15 protein-coding genes and 2 tRNA genes are annotated in these 19,185 nt (G+C 53.6%); 10 read left to right on the top strand and 7 right to left on the bottom strand.

Features of this window, described 5'->3' with window-relative positions; translation table 11 throughout:
- Positions 1 to 4: 4 nt before the first annotated feature.
- The 4 genes from SP99_RS12850 to narI are packed head-to-tail and all read left to right on the top strand — an operon-like array spanning position 5 to position 6,664.
- Positions 5 to 3,748, top strand: a complete 3,744-nt coding sequence (locus SP99_RS12850) for a nitrate reductase subunit alpha (protein WP_047958844.1) — start codon at positions 5 to 7, stop codon at positions 3,746 to 3,748.
- On the top strand, positions 3,745 to 5,280 hold the full coding sequence (gene narH, locus SP99_RS12845; protein ID WP_025756543.1) for a nitrate reductase subunit beta: 1,536 nt from the start codon (positions 3,745 to 3,747) through the stop codon (positions 5,278 to 5,280). The genes SP99_RS12850 and narH overlap by 4 nt, the downstream gene beginning before the upstream one ends.
- A complete protein-coding gene (gene narJ, locus SP99_RS12840) occupies positions 5,277 to 5,987 on the top strand; it encodes a nitrate reductase molybdenum cofactor assembly chaperone (RefSeq protein WP_047958843.1) in 711 nt (236 codons plus the stop codon). The genes narH and narJ overlap by 4 nt, the downstream gene beginning before the upstream one ends.
- Positions 5,987 to 6,664 (top strand): respiratory nitrate reductase subunit gamma, encoded by a 678-nt coding sequence (narI, locus tag SP99_RS12835; RefSeq protein WP_045286274.1) that lies wholly within the window; start codon positions 5,987 to 5,989, stop codon positions 6,662 to 6,664. Before narJ ends, narI begins: the two co-directional genes overlap by 1 nt.
- Here the strand turns inward: narI and SP99_RS12830 are convergent.
- Positions 6,661 to 7,557, bottom strand: coding sequence for a DMT family transporter (locus tag SP99_RS12830; RefSeq protein ID WP_047958842.1), 897 nt, complete (start codon positions 7,555 to 7,557; stop codon positions 6,661 to 6,663). The two genes, narI and SP99_RS12830, sit on opposite strands and share 4 nt — an antisense overlap.
- A 107-nt stretch (positions 7,558 to 7,664) precedes the next feature.
- Between SP99_RS12830 and SP99_RS12825 the strand changes: the two genes are divergently transcribed.
- Positions 7,665 to 8,108: an Lrp/AsnC family transcriptional regulator gene (locus SP99_RS12825; protein WP_047959819.1), complete on the top strand. Its 444-nt coding sequence runs from the start codon at positions 7,665 to 7,667 to the stop codon at positions 8,106 to 8,108.
- Positions 8,109 to 8,217: 109 nt separating this feature from the next.
- Here SP99_RS12825 and SP99_RS12820 read toward each other — a convergent pair.
- From SP99_RS12820 to SP99_RS12805, 4 genes are all read right to left on the bottom strand, one after another.
- Positions 8,218 to 8,302 (bottom strand) — tRNA-Tyr (locus SP99_RS12820).
- Between the two features lie 35 nt (positions 8,303 to 8,337).
- Positions 8,338 to 8,422: transfer RNA gene (locus SP99_RS12815), tRNA-Tyr, on the bottom strand.
- 156 nt (positions 8,423 to 8,578) lie between these two features.
- The gene (purU, locus tag SP99_RS12810; protein ID WP_014832256.1) at positions 8,579 to 9,421 is read right to left on the bottom strand and encodes a formyltetrahydrofolate deformylase; all 843 of its coding nucleotides are present in this window, start codon (positions 9,419 to 9,421) and stop codon (positions 8,579 to 8,581) included.
- Positions 9,422 to 9,467: 46 nt separating this feature from the next.
- Positions 9,468 to 9,926, bottom strand: coding sequence for a YchJ family protein (locus SP99_RS12805; RefSeq protein WP_047958841.1), 459 nt, complete (start codon positions 9,924 to 9,926; stop codon positions 9,468 to 9,470).
- 114 nt (positions 9,927 to 10,040) lie between these two features.
- Between SP99_RS12805 and rssA the strand changes: the two genes are divergently transcribed.
- The 3 genes from rssA (at position 10,041) to galU (ending at position 13,157) form a co-directional block, all read left to right on the top strand.
- Positions 10,041 to 10,943: a patatin-like phospholipase RssA gene (rssA, locus tag SP99_RS12800; protein ID WP_047958840.1), complete on the top strand. Its 903-nt coding sequence runs from the start codon at positions 10,041 to 10,043 to the stop codon at positions 10,941 to 10,943.
- Positions 10,944 to 11,034: 91 nt separating this feature from the next.
- Positions 11,035 to 12,048, top strand: coding sequence for a two-component system response regulator RssB (rssB, locus tag SP99_RS12795; RefSeq protein ID WP_045286278.1), 1,014 nt, complete (start codon positions 11,035 to 11,037; stop codon positions 12,046 to 12,048).
- Positions 12,049 to 12,248: 200 nt separating this feature from the next.
- Complete coding sequence (gene galU / locus SP99_RS12790) at positions 12,249 to 13,157, top strand: UTP--glucose-1-phosphate uridylyltransferase GalU (protein WP_008502780.1); 909 nt, start codon at positions 12,249 to 12,251, stop codon at positions 13,155 to 13,157.
- A 199-nt stretch (positions 13,158 to 13,356) separates the two neighbouring features.
- Here galU and hns read toward each other — a convergent pair whose 3' ends face one another.
- On the bottom strand, positions 13,357 to 13,770 hold the full coding sequence (gene hns, locus SP99_RS12785) for a histone-like nucleoid-structuring protein H-NS (RefSeq protein ID WP_008502781.1): 414 nt from the start codon (positions 13,768 to 13,770) through the stop codon (positions 13,357 to 13,359).
- Positions 13,771 to 14,318: 548 nt separating this feature from the next.
- Between hns and tdk the strand changes: the two genes are divergently transcribed.
- Positions 14,319 to 14,933 carry a thymidine kinase gene (tdk, locus tag SP99_RS12780; RefSeq protein ID WP_025756552.1) on the top strand — a complete coding sequence of 205 codons (615 nt, stop codon included), beginning with the start codon at positions 14,319 to 14,321 and terminating at the stop codon, positions 14,931 to 14,933.
- Between the two features lie 65 nt (positions 14,934 to 14,998).
- On the opposite strand, the gene adhE is transcribed toward tdk, so the two are convergent.
- Positions 14,999 to 17,677 (bottom strand): bifunctional acetaldehyde-CoA/alcohol dehydrogenase, encoded by a 2,679-nt coding sequence (gene adhE / locus SP99_RS12775; protein ID WP_025756553.1) that lies wholly within the window; start codon positions 17,675 to 17,677, stop codon positions 14,999 to 15,001.
- 478 nt (positions 17,678 to 18,155) lie between these two features.
- On the opposite strand from adhE, the gene SP99_RS12770 reads away from it, so the two are divergent.
- Positions 18,156 to 18,803 (top strand): YchE family NAAT transporter, encoded by a 648-nt coding sequence (locus SP99_RS12770; RefSeq protein ID WP_008502784.1) that lies wholly within the window; start codon positions 18,156 to 18,158, stop codon positions 18,801 to 18,803.
- Positions 18,804 to 19,185 lie beyond the last annotated feature (382 nt).

Here is a 19,185-nt window from a genome sequence, read left to right as displayed (position 1 = left end):
CCCGATGAGCAAATTTTTGGACCGGTTTCGCTACTTCAAACAGAAGGGCGAAACTTTTGCCGATGGGCACGGCCAGGTTCTGGATACCAACCGGGACTGGGAAGACGGTTACCGCCAGCGCTGGCAGCATGACAAAGTCGTCCGTTCAACCCACGGCGTGAACTGCACTGGCTCATGTAGCTGGAAGATATTCGTTAAAAACGGTCTGGTGACCTGGGAAATGCAGCAGACCGACTATCCGCGCACCCGTCCGGATATGCCAAACCACGAACCGCGCGGCTGCCCGCGTGGCGCCAGCTACTCCTGGTATCTCTACAGCGCGAACCGCCTCAAATACCCGCTGATGCGCAAGCGCCTGATGAAAATGTGGCGTGAAGCGAAAGTGCAGCACAGCGATCCGGTTGATGCCTGGGCCTCCATTATTGAAGATGCGGACAAAGCGAAAAGCTTTAAGCAGGCTCGCGGACGCGGCGGCTTTGTGCGTTCTTCCTGGAAAGAGGTCAACGAGCTGATTGCCGCCTCTAACGTCTACACCGTTAAAACCTACGGTCCTGACCGCGTGGCGGGCTTCTCGCCGATCCCGGCGATGTCGATGGTCTCTTATGCCTCCGGGGCGCGCTATCTCTCCTTAATCGGCGGCACCTGCCTGAGCTTCTACGACTGGTACTGCGACCTGCCGCCAGCCTCTCCGCAGACCTGGGGCGAGCAGACCGATGTGCCGGAATCCGCGGACTGGTACAACTCCAGCTACATCATCGCCTGGGGCTCTAACGTGCCGCAGACCCGTACGCCGGATGCGCACTTCTTTACCGAAGTGCGTTACAAAGGCACCAAAAGCGTGGCGGTAACCCCGGACTACGCCGAAATCGCCAAGCTGTGCGACCTGTGGCTGGCACCGAAGCAGGGTACCGATGCCGCGATGGCGATGGCGATGGGCCACGTCATGCTGCGCGAGTTCCACCTGGATAAGCCCAGCCAGTACTTCACCGACTACGTCCGCCGCTACACCGACATGCCAATGCTGGTGATGCTGGAAGAGCGTGACGGGTACTACGCCGCGGGCCGCACCCTGCGCGCCGCCGATCTGGTTGATGCTCTGGGCCAGGAAAATAACCCTGAGTGGAAAACCGTCGCGTATAACAGCAACGGCGAGCTGGTGGCGCCAAACGGCTCTATCGGCTTCCGCTGGGGCGAGAAGGGCAAGTGGAACCTTGAGCAACGTAACGGCACGACGGGCGAAAAGACGGAACTGCGTCTGAGCATGCTGGGTAGCCAGGACGAGATCGCCGAGGTCGGCTTCCCGTACTTCGGCGGCGAAGGTTCCGAGCATTTCAACAAGGTTGAGCTGCAAAACGTCCTGATGCATAAGCTGCCGGTGAAACGCCTGCAGCTGGCCGACGGCTCTACCGCGCTGGTCACTACCGTTTATGACCTGACCATGGCGAACTACGGCCTGGAGCGTGGTCTGAACGATGAAAACTGTGCGACCAGCTATGACGACGTGAAAGCCTACACCCCGGCATGGGCGGAACAGATCACCGGCGTACCTCGCGCACAGATCGTGCGTATCGCCCGTGAGTTCGCTGAAAACGCCGACAAGACCCATGGCCGTTCGATGATCATCGTCGGTGCGGGTCTGAACCACTGGTATCACCTGGATATGAACTACCGTGGTCTGATCAACATGCTGATTTTCTGCGGCTGTGTCGGTCAGAGCGGCGGCGGCTGGGCGCATTACGTAGGCCAGGAAAAACTGCGTCCGCAGACTGGCTGGCAGCCGCTGGCGTTTGCCCTCGACTGGCAGCGTCCTGCACGCCATATGAACAGCACCTCTTACTTCTATAACCACTCCAGCCAGTGGCGCTACGAAACGGTCACCGCCCAGGAATTGCTGTCGCCGATGGCGGATAAATCCCGCTACAGCGGCCACCTGATTGACTTCAACGTACGAGCTGAGCGCATGGGCTGGCTGCCGTCTGCGCCTCAGCTGGGCACCAACCCGCTGCGCATCGCGGAAGAGGCGAAGAAGGCGGGGATGTCGCCGGTGGATTACACCGTGAAATCACTGAAGGATGGCTCAATCCGTTTCGCGGCAGAACAGCCGGAAAACGGGAAAAACCATCCGCGTAACCTGTTTATCTGGCGCTCCAACCTGCTGGGCTCGTCCGGTAAAGGCCACGAGTACATGCTGAAATACCTGCTGGGTACCGAAAACGGCATTCAGGGGAAAGATCTCGGCAAGCAGGGCGGCGTGAAGCCGGAAGAGGTGGAGTGGAAAGACAACGGTCTCGACGGCAAGCTGGATCTGGTGGTAACCCTCGATTTCCGTCTCTCCAGCACCTGCCTGTATTCCGACATCGTGCTGCCTACCGCCACCTGGTACGAAAAAGACGACATGAATACTTCGGATATGCATCCGTTTATTCATCCGCTGTCTGCGGCCGTTGACCCGGCGTGGGAATCGAAAAGCGACTGGGATATCTACAAGGACATCGCGAAGAAATTCTCTGAGGTCTGCGTGGGGCACCTCGGCAAAGAGACCGACGTGGTGACGCTGCCAATCCAGCACGACTCCGCTGCTGAACTGGCGCAGCCGCTGGACGTGAAGGACTGGAAAAAAGGCGAGTGCGATCTGATCCCGGGCGTGACTGCGCCGCACATTATTCCGGTTGAACGTGATTACCCGGCAACGTACGAACGCTTTACCTCTATCGGCCCGCTGATGGAGAAAATCGGTAACGGCGGGAAAGGGATTGCCTGGAACACCCAGAGCGAAATGGATCTGCTGCGTAAGCTTAACTACACCAAAGCGGACGGCCCGGCGAAAGGCCAGCCCTGCCTTAACACGGCGATTGATGCCGCAGAGATGATCCTGACCCTGGCACCGGAAACCAACGGCCACGTCGCGGTGAAAGCCTGGGCGGCGCTGAGTGAGTTTACCGGTCGCGACCTTACGCACCTGGCGAAGAATAAAGAGGAAGAGAAAATCCGCTTCCGCGATATTCAGGCGCAGCCGCGCAAGATTATCTCCAGCCCGACCTGGTCTGGCCTCGAAGATGAGCATGTCTCTTACAACGCTGGCTACACCAACGTTCACGAGCTGATCCCATGGCGCACCCTCTCCGGTCGTCAGTCGCTGTATCAGGATCACCAGTGGATGCGCGACTTCGGTGAAAGCCTGCTGGTTTACCGTCCGCCAATCGACACCCGCTCCGTGAAAACCGTAATGGGTGCGAAATCGAACGGTAACCCGGAGAAGGCGCTGAACTTCCTGACACCGCACCAGAAGTGGGGGATCCACTCCACCTACAGCGACAACCTGCTGATGCTGACCCTGTCGCGCGGTGGTCCGATTGTCTGGATGAGCGAAACGGACGCCAAAGATCTGGGTATCGAAGATAACGACTGGATCGAAGTGTTCAACAGCAACGGTGCCCTGACGGCGCGTGCGGTGGTGAGCCAGCGCGTACCGGCCGGGATGACCATGATGTACCACGCGCAGGAGCGTATCGTGAACCTGCCGGGGTCAGAAATCACCGAGCAGCGCGGCGGGATCCACAACTCCGTGACCCGTATTACGCCGAAACCGACCCATATGATCGGTGGCTATGCCCAGCTGGCCTACGGCTTTAACTACTATGGCACCGTAGGTTCGAACCGCGATGAGTTCGTGGTGGTACGTAAGATGAAGAATATTAACTGGTTAGACGGCGAAGGTAATGACCAGGTACAGGAGAGCGTAAAATGAAAATTCGTTCACAAGTCGGCATGGTGCTGAATCTGGATAAATGCATCGGCTGTCATACCTGCTCGGTCACCTGTAAAAACGTCTGGACCAGCCGTGAAGGTATGGAGTATGCCTGGTTCAACAACGTGGAAAGTAAGCCGGGCACCGGCTTCCCGACCGACTGGGAAAACCAGGAGAAGTGGAAGGGCGGCTGGATCCGCAAAATCAACGGTAAGCTGCAGCCGCGCATGGGTAACCGCGCTTTGCTTCTGGGAAAAATCTTCGCTAACCCGCATCTGCCGGGCATTGAGGATTATTACGAGCCGTTTGACTACGACTACCAGAACCTGCACAACGCGCCGGAAAGCAAACACCAGCCTATCGCCCGTCCTCGCTCGCTGATCACCGGTCAGCGCATGGACAAAATTACCAGCGGTCCAAACTGGGAAGAGATCCTGGGCGGCGAGTTCGAAAAACGCGCCAAAGACCAGAATTTCGAGAACATGCAGAAGGCGATGTACGGCCAGTTCGAAAACACCTTCATGATGTATCTGCCGCGCCTGTGCGAGCACTGCCTCAACCCGGCGTGCGTGGCGACCTGCCCGAGTGGTGCCATCTACAAGCGTGAAGAAGACGGCATTGTCCTTATCGACCAGGACAAGTGCCGCGGCTGGCGGATGTGCATCACCGGCTGCCCGTACAAAAAAATCTACTTCAACTGGAAGAGCGGCAAGTCTGAGAAGTGCATCTTCTGCTACCCGCGTATTGAAGCCGGTATGCCGACCGTTTGCTCCGAGAGCTGCGTAGGCCGTATCCGCTACCTCGGCGTGCTGCTGTACGACGCGGACGCAATTGAAAACGCTGCCAGCACCGAGCACGAGAAAGATCTGTATCAGCGTCAGCTGGACGTGTTCCTCGACCCGAACGATCCGAAGGTGATTGAGCAGGCGCTGAAGGATGGCATTCCGCAGAGCGTGATTGACGCCGCGCAGCAGTCTCCGGTGTACAAAATGGCGATGGACTGGAAGCTGGCCCTGCCGCTGCACCCTGAATACCGCACGCTGCCGATGGTCTGGTACGTGCCGCCTCTGTCGCCGATTCAGTCAGCCGCGGATGCGGGCGAGCTGGGCAGTAACGGCATTCTGCCGGACGTGGAAAGCCTGCGTATCCCGGTTCAGTATCTGGCAAACCTGCTGACCGCAGGCGATACCCAGCCGGTACTGCTGGCGCTGAAACGTATGCTGGCGATGCGCCACTTCAAACGTGCCGAAACCGTGGACGGCGTGACCGATACCCGCGCGCTGGAAGAGGTCGGTCTGACCGAAGCGCAGGCGCAGGAAATGTACCGCTATCTGGCGATTGCCAACTACGAAGATCGTTTCGTGGTGCCGAGCAGCCACCGAGAACTGGCCCGCGAAGCCTTCCCGGAGAAAAATGGCTGTGGCTTTACCTTTGGCGACGGCTGCCACGGGTCAGACAGCAAATTCAATCTGTTCAACAGCCGCCGCATCGACGCCATGGATGTGACCAGTAAAACGGAGCCGCACTCATGATTGATCTCGTCATTGTTTCGCGTCTGCTGGAGTACCCGGATGCTGCGCTGGTGCAGCATCAGCAGGAGCTGTTTGATGCACTCGCGTCATCCGAAAACCTGGATAAAGAGGATGCCCAGCGGCTTGGGGTTTTCCTCCGCGACCTGTTAGCGCGCGATCTTCTCGATGCGCAGGCGGACTACAGCCAACTGTTTGACCGCGGGCGGGCAACCTCGCTGCTGCTGTTTGAACATGTTCACGGTGAGTCGCGCGACCGCGGTCAGGCGATGGTCGACCTGATGGCGCAGTACGAGCAGCACGGCCTGCAGCTCGACAGCCGCGAGCTGCCGGACCATCTGCCGCTCTATCTGGAATATCTGGCGCAGCTGCCGAAAGAGGAGGCGCTGGGTGGTCTGCAGGACATCGCGCCGATCCTGGCGCTGCTCGGCGCGCGGCTTCAGCAGCGCGAGAGCCGCTACGCGGTGCTGTTCGACCTGCTGGTGAAGCTGGCCAACGCGTCGGTCGACAGTGAAAAAGTGGCGGAGAAAATCGCCGATGAAGCCCGGGACGATACCCCGCAGGCGCTGGATGCCGTCTGGGAGGAAGAACAGGTGAAATTCTTTGCTGACCAGAGCTGTGGCGAGTCTGAAATCTCTGCTCACCAGCGTCGTTTTGCCGGTGCCGTTGCCCCGCAATATTTGAATATCTCTAACGGAGGACAGCAATAATGCACTTCCTGAATATGTTCTTCTTTGACATCTACCCGTATATCGCGGGCACCGTGTTCCTGGTGGGAAGTTGGCTGCGTTATGACTACGGCCAGTATACCTGGCGCGCTGGCTCCAGCCAGATGCTGGATCGTAAAGGGATGCATGTGGCCTCTAACCTGTTCCACATCGGTATTCTGGGCATTTTTGCCGGCCACTTCCTCGGCATGCTGACGCCGCACTGGATGTACGAAGCGTGGCTGCCCATTGAGGTGAAGCAGAAGATGGCGATGATCGCCGGGGGGGCCTGCGGGGTGATGACCCTGGTGGGGGGCCTGCTGTTGTTGAAACGTCGTCTGTTCAGCCCCCGCGTGCGGGCAACCACCACCGGGGCGGACATCCTGATCCTCTCCCTGCTGATGGTGCAGTGCGCGCTGGGTCTGCTGACCATTCCGTTCTCGGCGCAGCATATGGACGGCAGTGAAATGATGAAGCTGGTGGGCTGGGCGCAGTCTGTGGTGACTTTCCACGGTGGTGCATCTGAACATCTGGACGGCGTGGCGTTTATCTTCCGCGTTCACCTGGTGCTGGGGATGACGCTGTTTGTGTTATTCCCGTTCTCTCGCCTGGTGCACATCTGGAGCGCGCCGGTGGAATACCTGACGCGCAAATACCAGATTGTACGCGCCCGTCGCTAATTTGCCGTTTTGATACCAACCCCGCACTCGCGGGGTTTTTTTTCGCCCCAGCCCAGGTTATTGCCCGCTGCAGCAAACAGGATCAGCGCGCCGCCTGCCAGTTGTGTCAGGTTCAGCGAGTGTCCAAATACCAGATTATCAACAACGATCGCCACCACCGGATAGATAAACGACAGCGAGCCGGTAATGGGCGTCGGCAGCTTCTGAATCGCACTGTAGAGCAGTTGATACATAATGCCGGTATGGACAATGCCCAGCGTAAGCAAGATCGGCCAGGGGAAATCGGCGGACAATGACGGCATGCGGGCAAACGGCAGAAGCATGACGACGCCCGTCAGCACCTGGATGAAGGCAATGTGCTGCGGCGCAACCGATCGCAGCTTGCGGGCAATCATGGCCGTTACCGCATAGAAGAAGGCAGCGGCCATTGCCAGCCCGATCCCGGCGAGCCAGTCGGCGCCATGTGCGCTGGTCAATTCACTGGAGAGCAAAATGACCACGCCGCCAAAGGCGAGCACCAGCCAGCCCCATTTCACCAGGCTGACACGCTCGCCGAAAAGCATCCCCATCAATACCAGCATAAACGGCTGAGTGTTATACACCACGGTCGAAAGACCAATTGAGATCCGTTCATAGGCGGCGAAGAGCAGCAGCCAGTTCACCACTAATGCCGCTCCGCCGAGGATCGCCAGTAGCAGCGTCGTGCGGGTGAGGGGGCTAAACGGCTTTCGACTCATGCGAATAAAAATGAACAGTGCTACTGCCCCAATCAGGCAGCGCCAGAACACCACTTCCGTTACCGGCAGACCGGACAGTAAAACAAACGCGCCAATTGAGCCGGAAATTAACATCGCCAGGCTCATTTGCCAGACGCCTTTATGGAAATCACGCATCATTCACCTCCTGATTGATGACGTTATTGTCGAAAATGGCTGTCGTGTTTTACAGGGGTGATATAAGGTTGAAGAGGTAAATGACTTTTTAAAATTAGGTGAAAATGATGGAATGCCTTCTTGATGATATCGACCGACAAATCTTAGCCTGTCTGGTTGAGGATGCGCGTATGTCCCTGAAGGTGCTCAGCGGGCGTATCGGGCTGACGTCACCCAGCACGGCGGAGCGCCTGAAAAGGCTGGAAGAGCGCGGTGTGATTCAGGGGTATGGCGCGCGGGTGAACCTGGCGGCGTTAGGGTATACGCTGCAGGCGCTGGTGCGCGTACGGCCACTGCCGGGGCTGTTGCATAAAGTGGATAAGTACATTCAGGCAATGCCGGAGTGTATTGAGAGCGACAAAGTGACCGGGGAGGACTGCTTTGTTATCCGGCTGGTGGTGCGGTCTATCGAACAGCTTGATGCGCTGCTGGACGGGCTGGCGGAGCATGCCCAGTGCAATACGTCGATTGTGAAAAGCACGCCGGTGACGCGACGTTTGCCACCGATATAGCCATCTGTCGCCGGGTGGCGGCTGCGCCTTACCCGGCCTACAACGGATTCATATATCGAAAAATTGTGGAGCGTTAAGGTAAGGAAGATTTTACAGCGCATGGAAATGATGGTGGTGGGGGAAGGATTCGAACCTTCGAAGTCGATGACGGCAGATTTACAGTCTGCTCCCTTTGGCCGCTCGGGAACCCCACCAGGGGTAATTCAAATTTTGAGGTGATGCTGAGAGATGGTGGTGGGGGAAGGATTCGAACCTTCGAAGTCGATGACGGCAGATTTACAGTCTGCTCCCTTTGGCCGCTCGGGAACCCCACCACGGGGTAATGCTATTAACTGGCCTGCTTCCTGCTGGAAGCGGGGCGCATCATATCAAATGAGGCGCCCCTGTAAAGCATTCCTTTAGTGAAATGACGTCGTTTGCCTGCTTTTTATCCGTAAAGGTGCAAAGCTAATCAATTCATTTCCCTGGGATTAAAGAATAATGGTTCTGTTACCGTAAACGAATACCCGCTGCGCCAGCACCTGATACAGCGCACGACTGAGCACATTCTTCTCAACGTCGCGCCCGGCGCGCATCATGTCCTCAGCCGTGTAGGTGTGATCCACATGAATTACGTCCTGCATGATGATAGGACCTTCATCCAGGTTATCATTCACGTAGTGCGCCGTGGCTCCGATGATCTTCACGCCACGCTCATAGGCCTGATGGTAAGGACGCGCACCGATAAAGGCCGGCAGGAACGAGTGGTGAATGTTGATGATCTTATTCGGGAAGCGCGCCACGAAGGATGGCGTCAGCACGCGCATATATTTCGCCAGCACCACGTAGTCCGGGTTGTGGGCTTCAATGGCCTGCGCCATCAGGTTGTCGTGTTCTTCACGGGTGTGGCCTTCATGGCTGACCAGCTCGAACGGAATATCAAAACGCTCGACCAGCGTGCGCAGAGTCTCGTGGTTGCCGATAACGGCCGCAATTTCGACGTCCAGACCGCCGTAGTTGGCTTTCATCAGCAGATCGCCCAGGCAATGCGCCTCTTTGGTCACCAGAATCACGATGCGGCGTCGGCCTGCGGGGGTCAGTTCACGCACGGAGCCTTCCGGCAGCGCGCTGTCCAGATCGGCAAGCAGGGTGGTGTCGTTGAAAATACCTTCCAGTTCGGTACGCATGAAGAAACGTCCGGTACGGTGGTCAACGAACTCGTTGTTCTGCACGATATTCAGTTCATGTTTGTAACAAATGTTGGTAATTCGTGCGATCAGTCCTTTTTGATCGGGACAGATGGTGCGCAGAACTTTACGTTGTAGTGATTGCATCGCCGGGAAATCCTGTTTGTATTTGCGAAGTCTGGGTTGTCAGGCGTTACTGCCCGCAACACTTTTTAAATTTTTTACCTGAACCACACGGGCAGGGATCGTTACGACCAAATTGTGGGCGCGTTCCGTCAATATAATACCATTGCCCGCTTTCCTTTAAGAACCGGGAACGTTCGATTATGGCGCCAGGCTTATTATTCTCGGTAAAGCGGGCCACAAAGCTGACATAACCCTCATCAGCATGACTCCCGGTTGAGGATTCATAGACGGTAAGGCCAAGCCATTGCGTACTGGCGAACCCGGCTTCGATCTCCTGTCTGAATTCCGCCGCGTGGCAGGACGGGTGCCAGGTTTTAATCAGGTAGTCTGCGTCTTTGATCACAAAAGCAGTGTACCGTGAACGCATGAGGTGTGACGGGTCTGGTGCAACCTGATCGCCAGAAAGATATCGCTGGCAACATAGGCTATACTCCAGAGCGCTACCACAAGGGCAGAGTTGAGACACGATTCTCTTCCTGGAACAATAAATAAAGGCGTTAAACGCTTCGGGTAGCACTATGTTAACTGAGCTGTTGCGTTGATGCTATGTCAGGAATCCAGGGGACGTAAAACAGGGCTAATGAGAAAGGTTAAAATAGGACTGGCGCTGGGCTCAGGTGCAGCCCGCGGATGGTCACATATCGGCGTGATTAACGCGTTAAAACAGATGGGTGTTGACGTCGATATTGTTGCAGGGTGTTCAATCGGCTCGCTTGTCGGCTCCGCTTACGCGTGCGGGAAGCTGCCGGAGCTCGAGACCTGGGTGCGTTCCTTCAGTTACTGGGACGTGCTTCGTCTGATGGATCTCTCATGGCAGCGTGGCGGACTCTTACGCGGCGAACGCGTCTTTAACCAGTTCCGTCAGGTTATGCCTCTCGAAGACTTCACGGATTGCCAGATGCCGTTCGGCGCCGTCGCGACGAATCTTAGCACCGGTCGCGAGCTTTGGCTGACCGAAGGGGATATCCATCTTGCCGTTCGCGCCTCCTGCAGTATACCAGGCTTAATGGCGCCTGTGCCGCATAACGGCTACTGGCTTGTCGACGGTGGCGTCGTTAATCCGGTCCCCATCTCTCTGACGCGTGCCATGGGGGCAGACATCGTGATTGCCGTGGACCTGCAGCATGATGCCCACCTGATGCAACAGGATCTTATGCCGGTCAATCTGCAGAGCGACGAACCTGAGGGCGACAAACTGGCCTGGCATGAGCGCCTGCGTGGTCGACTTGGGCGTATGACTGCACGACGCGCGGTGGCGGCCCCGACAGCCATCGAAATCATGACCACCTCAATCCAGGTACTTGAGAACCGCCTCAAGCGAAATCGTATGGCCGGCGACCCGCCAGACATTCTTATTCAACCGTACTGTCCACAAATCTCTACCCTCGATTTCCATCGGGCTGAGGCCGCCATCGCAGCGGGCTCGTTAGCCGTCGAAAAGAAAATGAACGAACTGTTGCCTTTTGTGCGAACAGCACGTTAAGCACCTTTTTTTGACTACTTCAGCAAAATCTGACAGGCGATAGTGCCGATCGCATGCCACTATTTAGTTACTGTCAGCCAGGGGAGGAACCATGACGCAGCCATTGGCCGGAAAACATATTTTGATTGTAGAAGACGAGCCCGTTTTCCGATCGCTACTGGATTCGTGGTTGTCCTCACTGGGCGCTAACACGTCACTGGCTGAAGATGGCATCGACGCCCTGGAGAAAATGAACAGCATCACGCCCGATTTGATGATTTGCGACATTGCGATGCCGCGGATGAATGGGCTGAAGCTGGTTGAACATCTGCGTAACGAAGGCAACCAGACGCCGATTCTGGTGATATCCGCCACTGAGAATATGGCGGATATCGCGAAAGCGTTGCGTCTTGGGGTGCAGGATATTCTTCTTAAGCCGGTCAAGGATCTGAACCGGTTACGGGAAACGGTATTAGCCTGCCTTTATCCGAATATGTTTAATTCCCGGGTAGAGGAAGAGGAGCGTCTTTTCCAGGACTGGGATGCCCTGGTCAGCGATCCGCCCGCTGCGGCGAAGCTTTTACAAGAACTCCAGCCGCCCGTTCAGCAAACCATTTCGCATTGCCGTATCAATTATCGTCAGCTGGTGGCGGCAGACCAGCCTGGGCTGGTGCTGGATATTGCGCCACTGTCTGATGTCGATCTTGCGTTTTATTCCCTGGATGTCACCCGGGCGGGGGATAACGGCGTATTAGCGGCGTTACTCCTTCGTGCGTTATTTAACGGTTTGCTGCAGGAACAGTTATCGCATCAGGGACAACGGTTGCCGGAGTTAGGCAGTTTACTCAAACAAGTCAACCAGCTTTTTCGTCAGGCGAATTTACCCGGACAGTTTCCGCTGCTGGTCGGTTATTACCACAGCGGTTTAAAAAATCTTATCCTCGTTTCAGCCGGCCTCAACGCTTCACTGAATACCGGTGAGCACCATATTCAGGTGAGTAACGGTGTGCCGCTTGGGACATTGGGAACGGCGTATCTTAATCAAATAAGCCACCGCTGTTCCTCCTGGCAGTGCCAAATTTGGGGCGCCGGGGGACGGCTACGCTTAATGTTGTCCACGGAATAAGCAATTGGATCTTAATTTTAAGATTGCTTTACCTGTGTTTTACGGGGAGTGCTACTATCGCTGCCCAGATTCATGCGTATTTATCCTAATTGATCGGCAACGCGTTCTTTTCAGACCCGAACTGCGGGGCGAGACTGATATACTCAACGCGTTATTTATTGCATAAAAGTTCAAAACTTGAACAGCTCAGGAGAATTTGAATGGCTGCCCTAAATTCGAAAGTCAGAAAGGCCGTCATCCCGGTAGCGGGATTGGGGACCAGGATGTTACCAGCAACTAAGGCGATTCCTAAAGAGATGCTGCCTCTGGTTGATAAGCCATTAATCCAGTATGTCGTCAACGAATGTATCGCAGCCGGCATTACGGAAATTGTGCTGGTTACACATTCATCAAAAAACTCTATCGAAAACCATTTCGATACAAGCTTTGAACTTGAAGCCATGCTGGAAAAACGTGTTAAGCGTCAGCTGTTAGAGGAAGTTCAGTCTATTTGTCCTCCGCACGTTACTATTATGCAGGTTCGTCAGGGGCTGGCGAAAGGTCTGGGCCACGCCGTCATGTGTGCACACCCTGTTGTGGGTGACGAGCCTGTGGCGGTGATTCTGCCAGACGTAATTCTGGATGAATACGAATCCGATCTCTCTCAGGATAACCTTGCTGAGATGATCAAACGTTTCGACGAAACGGGCAGCAGCCAGATCATGGTTGAGCCGGTGGAAGACGTGACGGCTTACGGTGTGGTTGACTGCAAAGGCGTTAACCTTGAGCCGGGTGAAAGTGTGCCAATGGTTGGCGTCGTAGAGAAGCCTAAAGCCGACGTAGCGCCTTCAAACCTGGCTGTAGTGGGTCGCTATGTCCTGAGCGCCGAAATCTGGCCGCTGCTGGCGAAAACGCCTCCAGGAGCGGGTGATGAGATCCAGTTGACCGATGCCATTGATATGCTGATCGAGAAAGAGACCGTTGAGGCTTACCATATGAAAGGTAAGAGCCATGACTGCGGTAATAAGCTCGGTTATATGCAGGCATTCGTGGAATATGGCATTCGCCACAATACCCTTGGTGAAGAATTTAAAACCTGGCTCAAAGAGAGCGTAGGTATTAAGAAATAAGCCATAGTGGTAAATGTTCAAAACCGGTGAGGCCTGGCCCACCGGTTTTTTTATGCCTATAAGATCCAGAGACCAGCCGGGAGTAACTGCGGCGAAACAGGTGAATAACGCTTTATGACAGAGTGTAAGGGGATGTTTGCGACAAATTTTGGTTAAAAAAAATCCCGCATTATGCGGGATTTTTCTGAATGCGGCTTGATTAATCCTTGATCAGGAAGTCATCCAGCTGTTTACCTTGCTCATCCATGGCTTTCTTGATAACAGCAGGAGTACGACCCTGGCCAGTCCAGGTTTTAGTTTCGCCGTTCTCGTCAACATAGCTATATTTAGCAGGACGAGCAGCACGCTTAGCTTTAGTACCGGTTTTAGCTGCAGCCATGCTGTTCAGCAATTCATTTGGATCGATACCATCAGCAATCAGCATTTCACGATATTGCTGCAGTTTACGAGTACGTTCTTCGATTTCAGCAGCAGCAGCGCTTTCTTCTTCACGACGTTCATTAACTACAACTTCTAATTTTTCCAGCATTTCTTCAAGCGTTTCGAGGGTGCATTCTCTTGCCTGCGCACGAAGAGTACGGATGTTGTTCAGAATTTTAAGTGCTTCGCTCATTGTAGTAATCTCAAACTTATAATGGGGGGTGGTTTGTTGACCTAATAATAGAGCCATAAATTCAGATGTGCAATAGCCAGGAATGTAAGGAATTCAAAAAATACTAAATAATGCCGCTATTATTAATTACGCTAACTTAAATTTCATCGCCCGACAGTCTCGCTTGTTATCACGCAAACCAGCTTTACCCGGCCGCTCGCCTGTTTTTTTGTGACATTTACCGCAGGAATTATAGTTGCGGCGGAGAAATATCAGCCTTTCGTATTAGTTCCCGTCAGGGATGCTAAGACTGGAATAGTTAATAAATAGTGAATTTTAATGAACGATGATTCCACTATAAAAAGAAGTGTTATGTTTGGTTGAACTTATAACATATCAGCCGTGCTGAATGGGTTTACCTCCTGTTTTAACGCACTATTTTCGTCAACCGTCGTTCCTGAAAACCGCCCTCGACCGCAGGGGCTGTGCGCCGCATCGCGGATGACCAGACAAAATATGGTACAATCAATCATCGGGAATATTACACATTGATTAGGGTTTTACGGCCAATGGCACAACTTTATTTCTACTATTCGGCAATGAATGCCGGGAAATCCACCGCGTTGCTGCAATCCTCATACAATTACCAGGAACGAGGAATGCGTACCGTTGTTTATACGGCGGAAATTGACGACCGCTTTGGTGCAGGGAAAGTAAGCTCCAGAATAGGGCTCTCGTCGCCTGCGAGACTGTTTAACCCCAAAACGGACCTGTATGAGGACATTCGCACAGCTCATGCCGCGCAGCCCATTCACTGCGTTCTGGTAGATGAGAGTCAGTTTCTGACGCGTGAACAGGTTCATGCGCTTTCAGAGGTGGTGGATGAACTCGATATTCCCGTGCTTTGTTACGGGCTGCGTACGGATTTCCGCGGTGAACTCTTTGCCGGGAGCCAGTATTTGCTCGCCTGGTCGGATAAACTCGTTGAACTGAAGACTATCTGTTTTTGCGGTCGTAAAGCCAGCATGGTGCTTCGTCTCGACCAGGCCGGGAAACCTTATGCAGATGGTGAGCAGGTGGTGATAGGCGGGAATGAACGTTATGTATCGGTCTGCCGTAAGCACTATAAGGAAGCGCTGGCCGTAGGCTCGCTGACGGCGATTCAGCACGATAACAGAAAATAACGTCGGCCTTATCATTCAGACATAAAAAAACCCGCCATAAAGGCGGGTTTTTCATCAGCAGTCAATTAAGCGCTTTTCTTCGCTTTCTTGTCAGCTTTAATGACAGGCGCTTCTGTTTTCACAGCGGCAACGTCACCTTCTTTGAACTCACGACCGTAGTAGGTATCCAGCAGGATCTGTTTCAGCTCGGAGATCAGTGGGTAGCGTGGGTTAGCACCGGTACACTGGTCATCGAATGCATCTTCAGACAGCTTATCTACGTGAGCGAGGAAGTCAGCTTCCTGCACGCCCGCTTCACGGATTGATTTAGGAATACCCAGTTCAGCTTTCAGGCTTTCCAGCCATGCCAGCAGTTTCTCGATCTTAGCGGCAGTACGGTCGCCCGGTGCGCTCAGACCCAGGTGGTCTGCGATTTCAGCATAACGACGACGAGCTTGCGGACGGTCGTACTGGCTGAAAGCAGTCTGCTTGGTTGGGTTGTCGTTCGCGTTATAACGGATAACGTTGCTGATCAACAGGGCGTTCGCCAGGCCGTGAGGAATATGGAACTGTGAGCCCAGTTTGTGCGCCATTGAGTGACAAACACCCAGGAAGGCGTTAGCAAACGCGATACCGGCGATGGTTGCGGCACTGTGGACACGTTCACGAGCAACCGGGTTTTTAGAGCCTTCGTTGTAAGACGCTGGCAGGTTTTCTTTCAGCAGTTTAAGTGCCTGCAGAGCCTGACCGTCAGAGAACTCAGATGCCAGTACTGAAACATAAGCTTCCAGGGCGTGAGTCACGGCATCCAGACCACCGAACGCACACAGTGACTTCGGCATATCCATGACCAGGTTCGCATCAACGATAGCCATATCTGGCGTCAGCGCGTAGTCAGCCAGTGGGTATTTCTGACCGGTTGCATCGTCGGTAACAACCGCAAATGGGGTGACTTCTGAACCGGTACCGGAAGTGGTCGTTACCGCGATCATCTTCGCTTTCACGCCCATTTTCGGGAACTTGTAGATACGTTTACGGATGTCCATAAAGCGCAGCGCCAGTTCTTCGAAGTGGGTTTCCGGATGCTCGTACATCACCCACATGATTTTCGCGGCGTCCATTGGGGAACCACCACCCAGTGCGATAATCACATCAGGCTTGAAGGAGTTAGCCAGTTCAGCACCTTTACGTACTACGCTCAGGGTTGGGTCAGCTTCAACTTCAAAGAACACTTCAGTTTCAACGCCAGCTGCTTTCAGCACAGAGGTGATCTGGTCAGCGTAGCCGTTGTTGAACAGGAAACGGTCAGTCACGATGAGCGCACGTTTGTGGCCATCAGTAATCACTTCATCCAGCGCGATTGGCAGAGAGCCACGGCGGAAGTAGATAGATTTCGGAAGTTTGTGCCACAACATGTTTTCAGCTCGCTTAGCAACGGTTTTCTTGTTGATCAGATGTTTTGGACCAACGTTTTCAGAGATGGAGTTACCACCCCAGGAACCACAACCCAGAGTCAGGGAAGGTGCGAGTTTGAAGTTGTAAAGGTCACCGATACCACCCTGAGAAGCAGGGGTGTTGATCAGGATACGCGCCGTTTTCATCATCTGGCCGAAGTGAGCCACACGTTCTGGCTGGTTATCCTGGTCGGTGTACAGGCAAGAGGTGTGACCGATACCGCCCATAGCAACCAGTTTCTCGGCTTTCTCTACCGCGTCTTCGAAATCTTTCGCACGGTACATAGCAAGCGTAGGAGACAGTTTTTCGTGTGCAAACGGCTCGCTTTCGTCGACAACTTTCACTTCACCGATCAGGATTTTGGTGGTTGCCGGCACAGTAAAGCCTGCCAGTTCAGCGATTTTATACGCTGGCTGACCGACGATAGCGGCGTTCAGCGCGCCATTTTTCAGGATGATGTCCTGAACCGCTTTCAGCTCTTTACCCTGCAGCAGGTAGCCGCCGTGGCTGGCGAAACGTTCGCGAACGGCATCGTACACGGAGTCTACAACGACAACAGACTGTTCAGATGCGCAGATCACGCCGTTATCGAAGGTTTTAGACATCAGTACAGACGCAACAGCACGTTTAATATCAGCGGTTTCGTCGATGACTACAGGCGTGTTACCCGCACCCACACCGATAGCCGGTTTACCGGAGCTGTATGCTGCTTTAACCATGCCAGGACCACCGGTCGCGAGGATCAGGTTAATGTCAGGGTGATGCATCAGCGCGTTAGACAGCTCAACAGAAGGTTGGTCGATCCAGCCAATCAGATCTTTTGGTGCGCCCGCAGCGATAGCAGCCTGCAGAACAATATCCGCAGCTTTGTTGGTCGCGTCTTTCGCACGTGGGTGTGGAGAGAAGATGATTGCGTTACGGGTCTTCAGGCTGATCAGCGATTTGAAGATGGCAGTAGAGGTTGGGTTGGTTGTCGGAACAATACCGCAAATGATGCCGATAGGTTCGGCGATAGTGATAGTACCGAAGGTGTCGTCTTCGGACAGCACGCCACAGGTTTTCTCATCTTTATAGGCGTTGTAGATATACTCAGAAGCGAAGTGGTTTTTGATCACTTTATCTTCAACGATACCCATGCCGGATTCGGCAACGGCCATTTTAGCGAGAGGGATTCGAGCATCTGCAGCAGCCAGTGCGGCCGCGCGGAAGATTTTATCAACCTGTTCTTGGGTGAAATTGGCATATTCACGCTGGGCTTTTTTAACGCGCTCGACGAGGGCGTTCAGTTCAGCGATATTAGTAACAGCCATAATGCTCTCCTGATAATGTTTAAACTCTTTTAGTAAACCAGCGCTCGATACGTCACACAGTATAGACAGAGCCGAAACCACTTGCGTAACTTAAAATAAAACAAAGAGTTACTTTCTGCACCAGCACACTAATTTACTAAAAGAGCCTTACCTTAGCATCATCCTTTTTTGGCAGGTGACCTCCCTGGGGGCGTAACCAAGATTACTCACTTCTGAGTACGGAAATCATGATCTGCGTCAATTTTCCCCCAAGCTGATACCTTTCAGCAGGGTTATTTCGTTGAGATTTTTCCAGTGTTAAATAATTACGTAAGTATTGGAAGCGGCGCTATCATTGATTATACAAATGTTTAACATCCTGAAATGATAACGTTTTGGTACAGATTTCAAGTGAAGTATGCTGATAAAAAAGGTATCTTCAGCGCGATTTCTCACGACAATTTGTCAGTCCCGGGCATCTGTATAAGCGGAGCAAAACGTGATCCAAACGCTCTTTGATTTTCCAACGTATTTTAAATTTTTTATTGGTTTGTTTGCCCTGGTCAACCCGGTGGGGATCATTCCTGTCTTCATTAGTATGACGAGTTACCAGACGGCGGCGGCCAGGAATAAAACCAACCTGACCGCTAACCTGTCAGTGGCGATCATATTGCTGACCTCCCTTTTTCTCGGGGACACGATTCTTCAGCTGTTCGGGATTTCGATTGATTCTTTCCGCATAGCGGGTGGGATCCTGGTGGTGACCATCGCCATGTCTATGATCAGCGGAAAGCTGGGCGAGGATAAACAGAACAAACAGGAGAAGTCGGAAACCGCTATCAGAGAGAGCATTGGCGTGGTACCGCTGGCATTACCGCTGATGGCCGGTCCTGGTGCCATCAGTTCAACCATTGTCTGGGGCACGCGTTACCATAGCCTGATGCACCTGATTGGCTTTTCTGTCGCCATTGCCATTTTCGCGCTCTGCTGCTGGGGAGTATTCCGCATGGCCCCCTGGCTGGTACGCCTGCTGGGGCAGACGGGCATCAACGTCATTACCCGTATCATGGGCCTGTTGTTGATGGCGTTAGGCATTGAATTCATCGTTACGGGGATTAAAAGCATTTTCCCCGGCCTGTTACACTAATATTTCGTATGAAAGAACGGGGCGACGGCTCCGTTTTTTTACGTAATTATCAGCAAATCATATAACTAAAGTTGAAAAGCTCACATGTCATAATAAATTCTACTAATAATGTTCACTTCTTGTATTTCAATAAGTTATTAAACCCGCCTGACTTCCTCTGTGCAGAAAACCTGCGATCGCTCTGTTATTTTACTCACATGATACTCTGGGGCTTGCTGAGTGATAACCGAAATGATATTAGTAATTTCAACATTCCCTTAGAGGAATGTGCTAAATAATAACCAGTTGTTAAATTTTTGTACAAAACCACTCGTTGAGAGCGCAACGACGCGCTCGCAGAGAAAATTTTCTCTATCACATTGAATCTCTGATGTTTTTAAGG

This window comes from Enterobacter sp. BIDMC92, assembly GCF_001030225.1.
Taxonomy (GTDB): Bacteria; Pseudomonadota; Gammaproteobacteria; order Enterobacterales; family Enterobacteriaceae; genus Enterobacter; species Enterobacter sichuanensis.
Note: the sequence above shows the minus strand (reverse complement) of the source record. Positions and strands in the feature narration are given on the sequence as shown.

Excerpts from the sequence above, each read along its gene's own strand:
- SP99_RS12825 (WP_047959819.1), top strand. The coding sequence starts at position 7,665 with ATGGAATGCCTTCTTGATGATATCGACCGACAAATCTTAGCCTGTCTG.
- narI (WP_045286274.1), top strand. The coding sequence starts at position 5,987 with ATGCACTTCCTGAATATGTTCTTCTTTGACATCTACCCGTATATCGCG.
- rssA (WP_047958840.1), top strand. The coding sequence starts at position 10,041 with ATGAGAAAGGTTAAAATAGGACTGGCGCTGGGCTCAGGTGCAGCCCGC.
- tdk (WP_025756552.1), top strand. The coding sequence starts at position 14,319 with ATGGCACAACTTTATTTCTACTATTCGGCAATGAATGCCGGGAAATCC.
- SP99_RS12850 (WP_047958844.1), top strand. The coding sequence starts at position 5 with ATGAGCAAATTTTTGGACCGGTTTCGCTACTTCAAACAGAAGGGCGAA.
- narH (WP_025756543.1), top strand. The coding sequence starts at position 3,745 with ATGAAAATTCGTTCACAAGTCGGCATGGTGCTGAATCTGGATAAATGC.
- hns (WP_008502781.1), bottom strand. The coding sequence starts at position 13,770 with ATGAGCGAAGCACTTAAAATTCTGAACAACATCCGTACTCTTCGTGCG.
- purU (WP_014832256.1), bottom strand. The coding sequence starts at position 9,421 with ATGCAATCACTACAACGTAAAGTTCTGCGCACCATCTGTCCCGATCAA.
- SP99_RS12830 (WP_047958842.1), bottom strand. The coding sequence starts at position 7,557 with ATGCGTGATTTCCATAAAGGCGTCTGGCAAATGAGCCTGGCGATGTTA.
- galU (WP_008502780.1), top strand. The coding sequence starts at position 12,249 with ATGGCTGCCCTAAATTCGAAAGTCAGAAAGGCCGTCATCCCGGTAGCG.
- rssB (WP_045286278.1), top strand. The coding sequence starts at position 11,035 with ATGACGCAGCCATTGGCCGGAAAACATATTTTGATTGTAGAAGACGAG.
- adhE (WP_025756553.1), bottom strand. The coding sequence starts at position 17,677 with ATGGCTGTTACTAATATCGCTGAACTGAACGCCCTCGTCGAGCGCGTT.
- narJ (WP_047958843.1), top strand. The coding sequence starts at position 5,277 with ATGATTGATCTCGTCATTGTTTCGCGTCTGCTGGAGTACCCGGATGCT.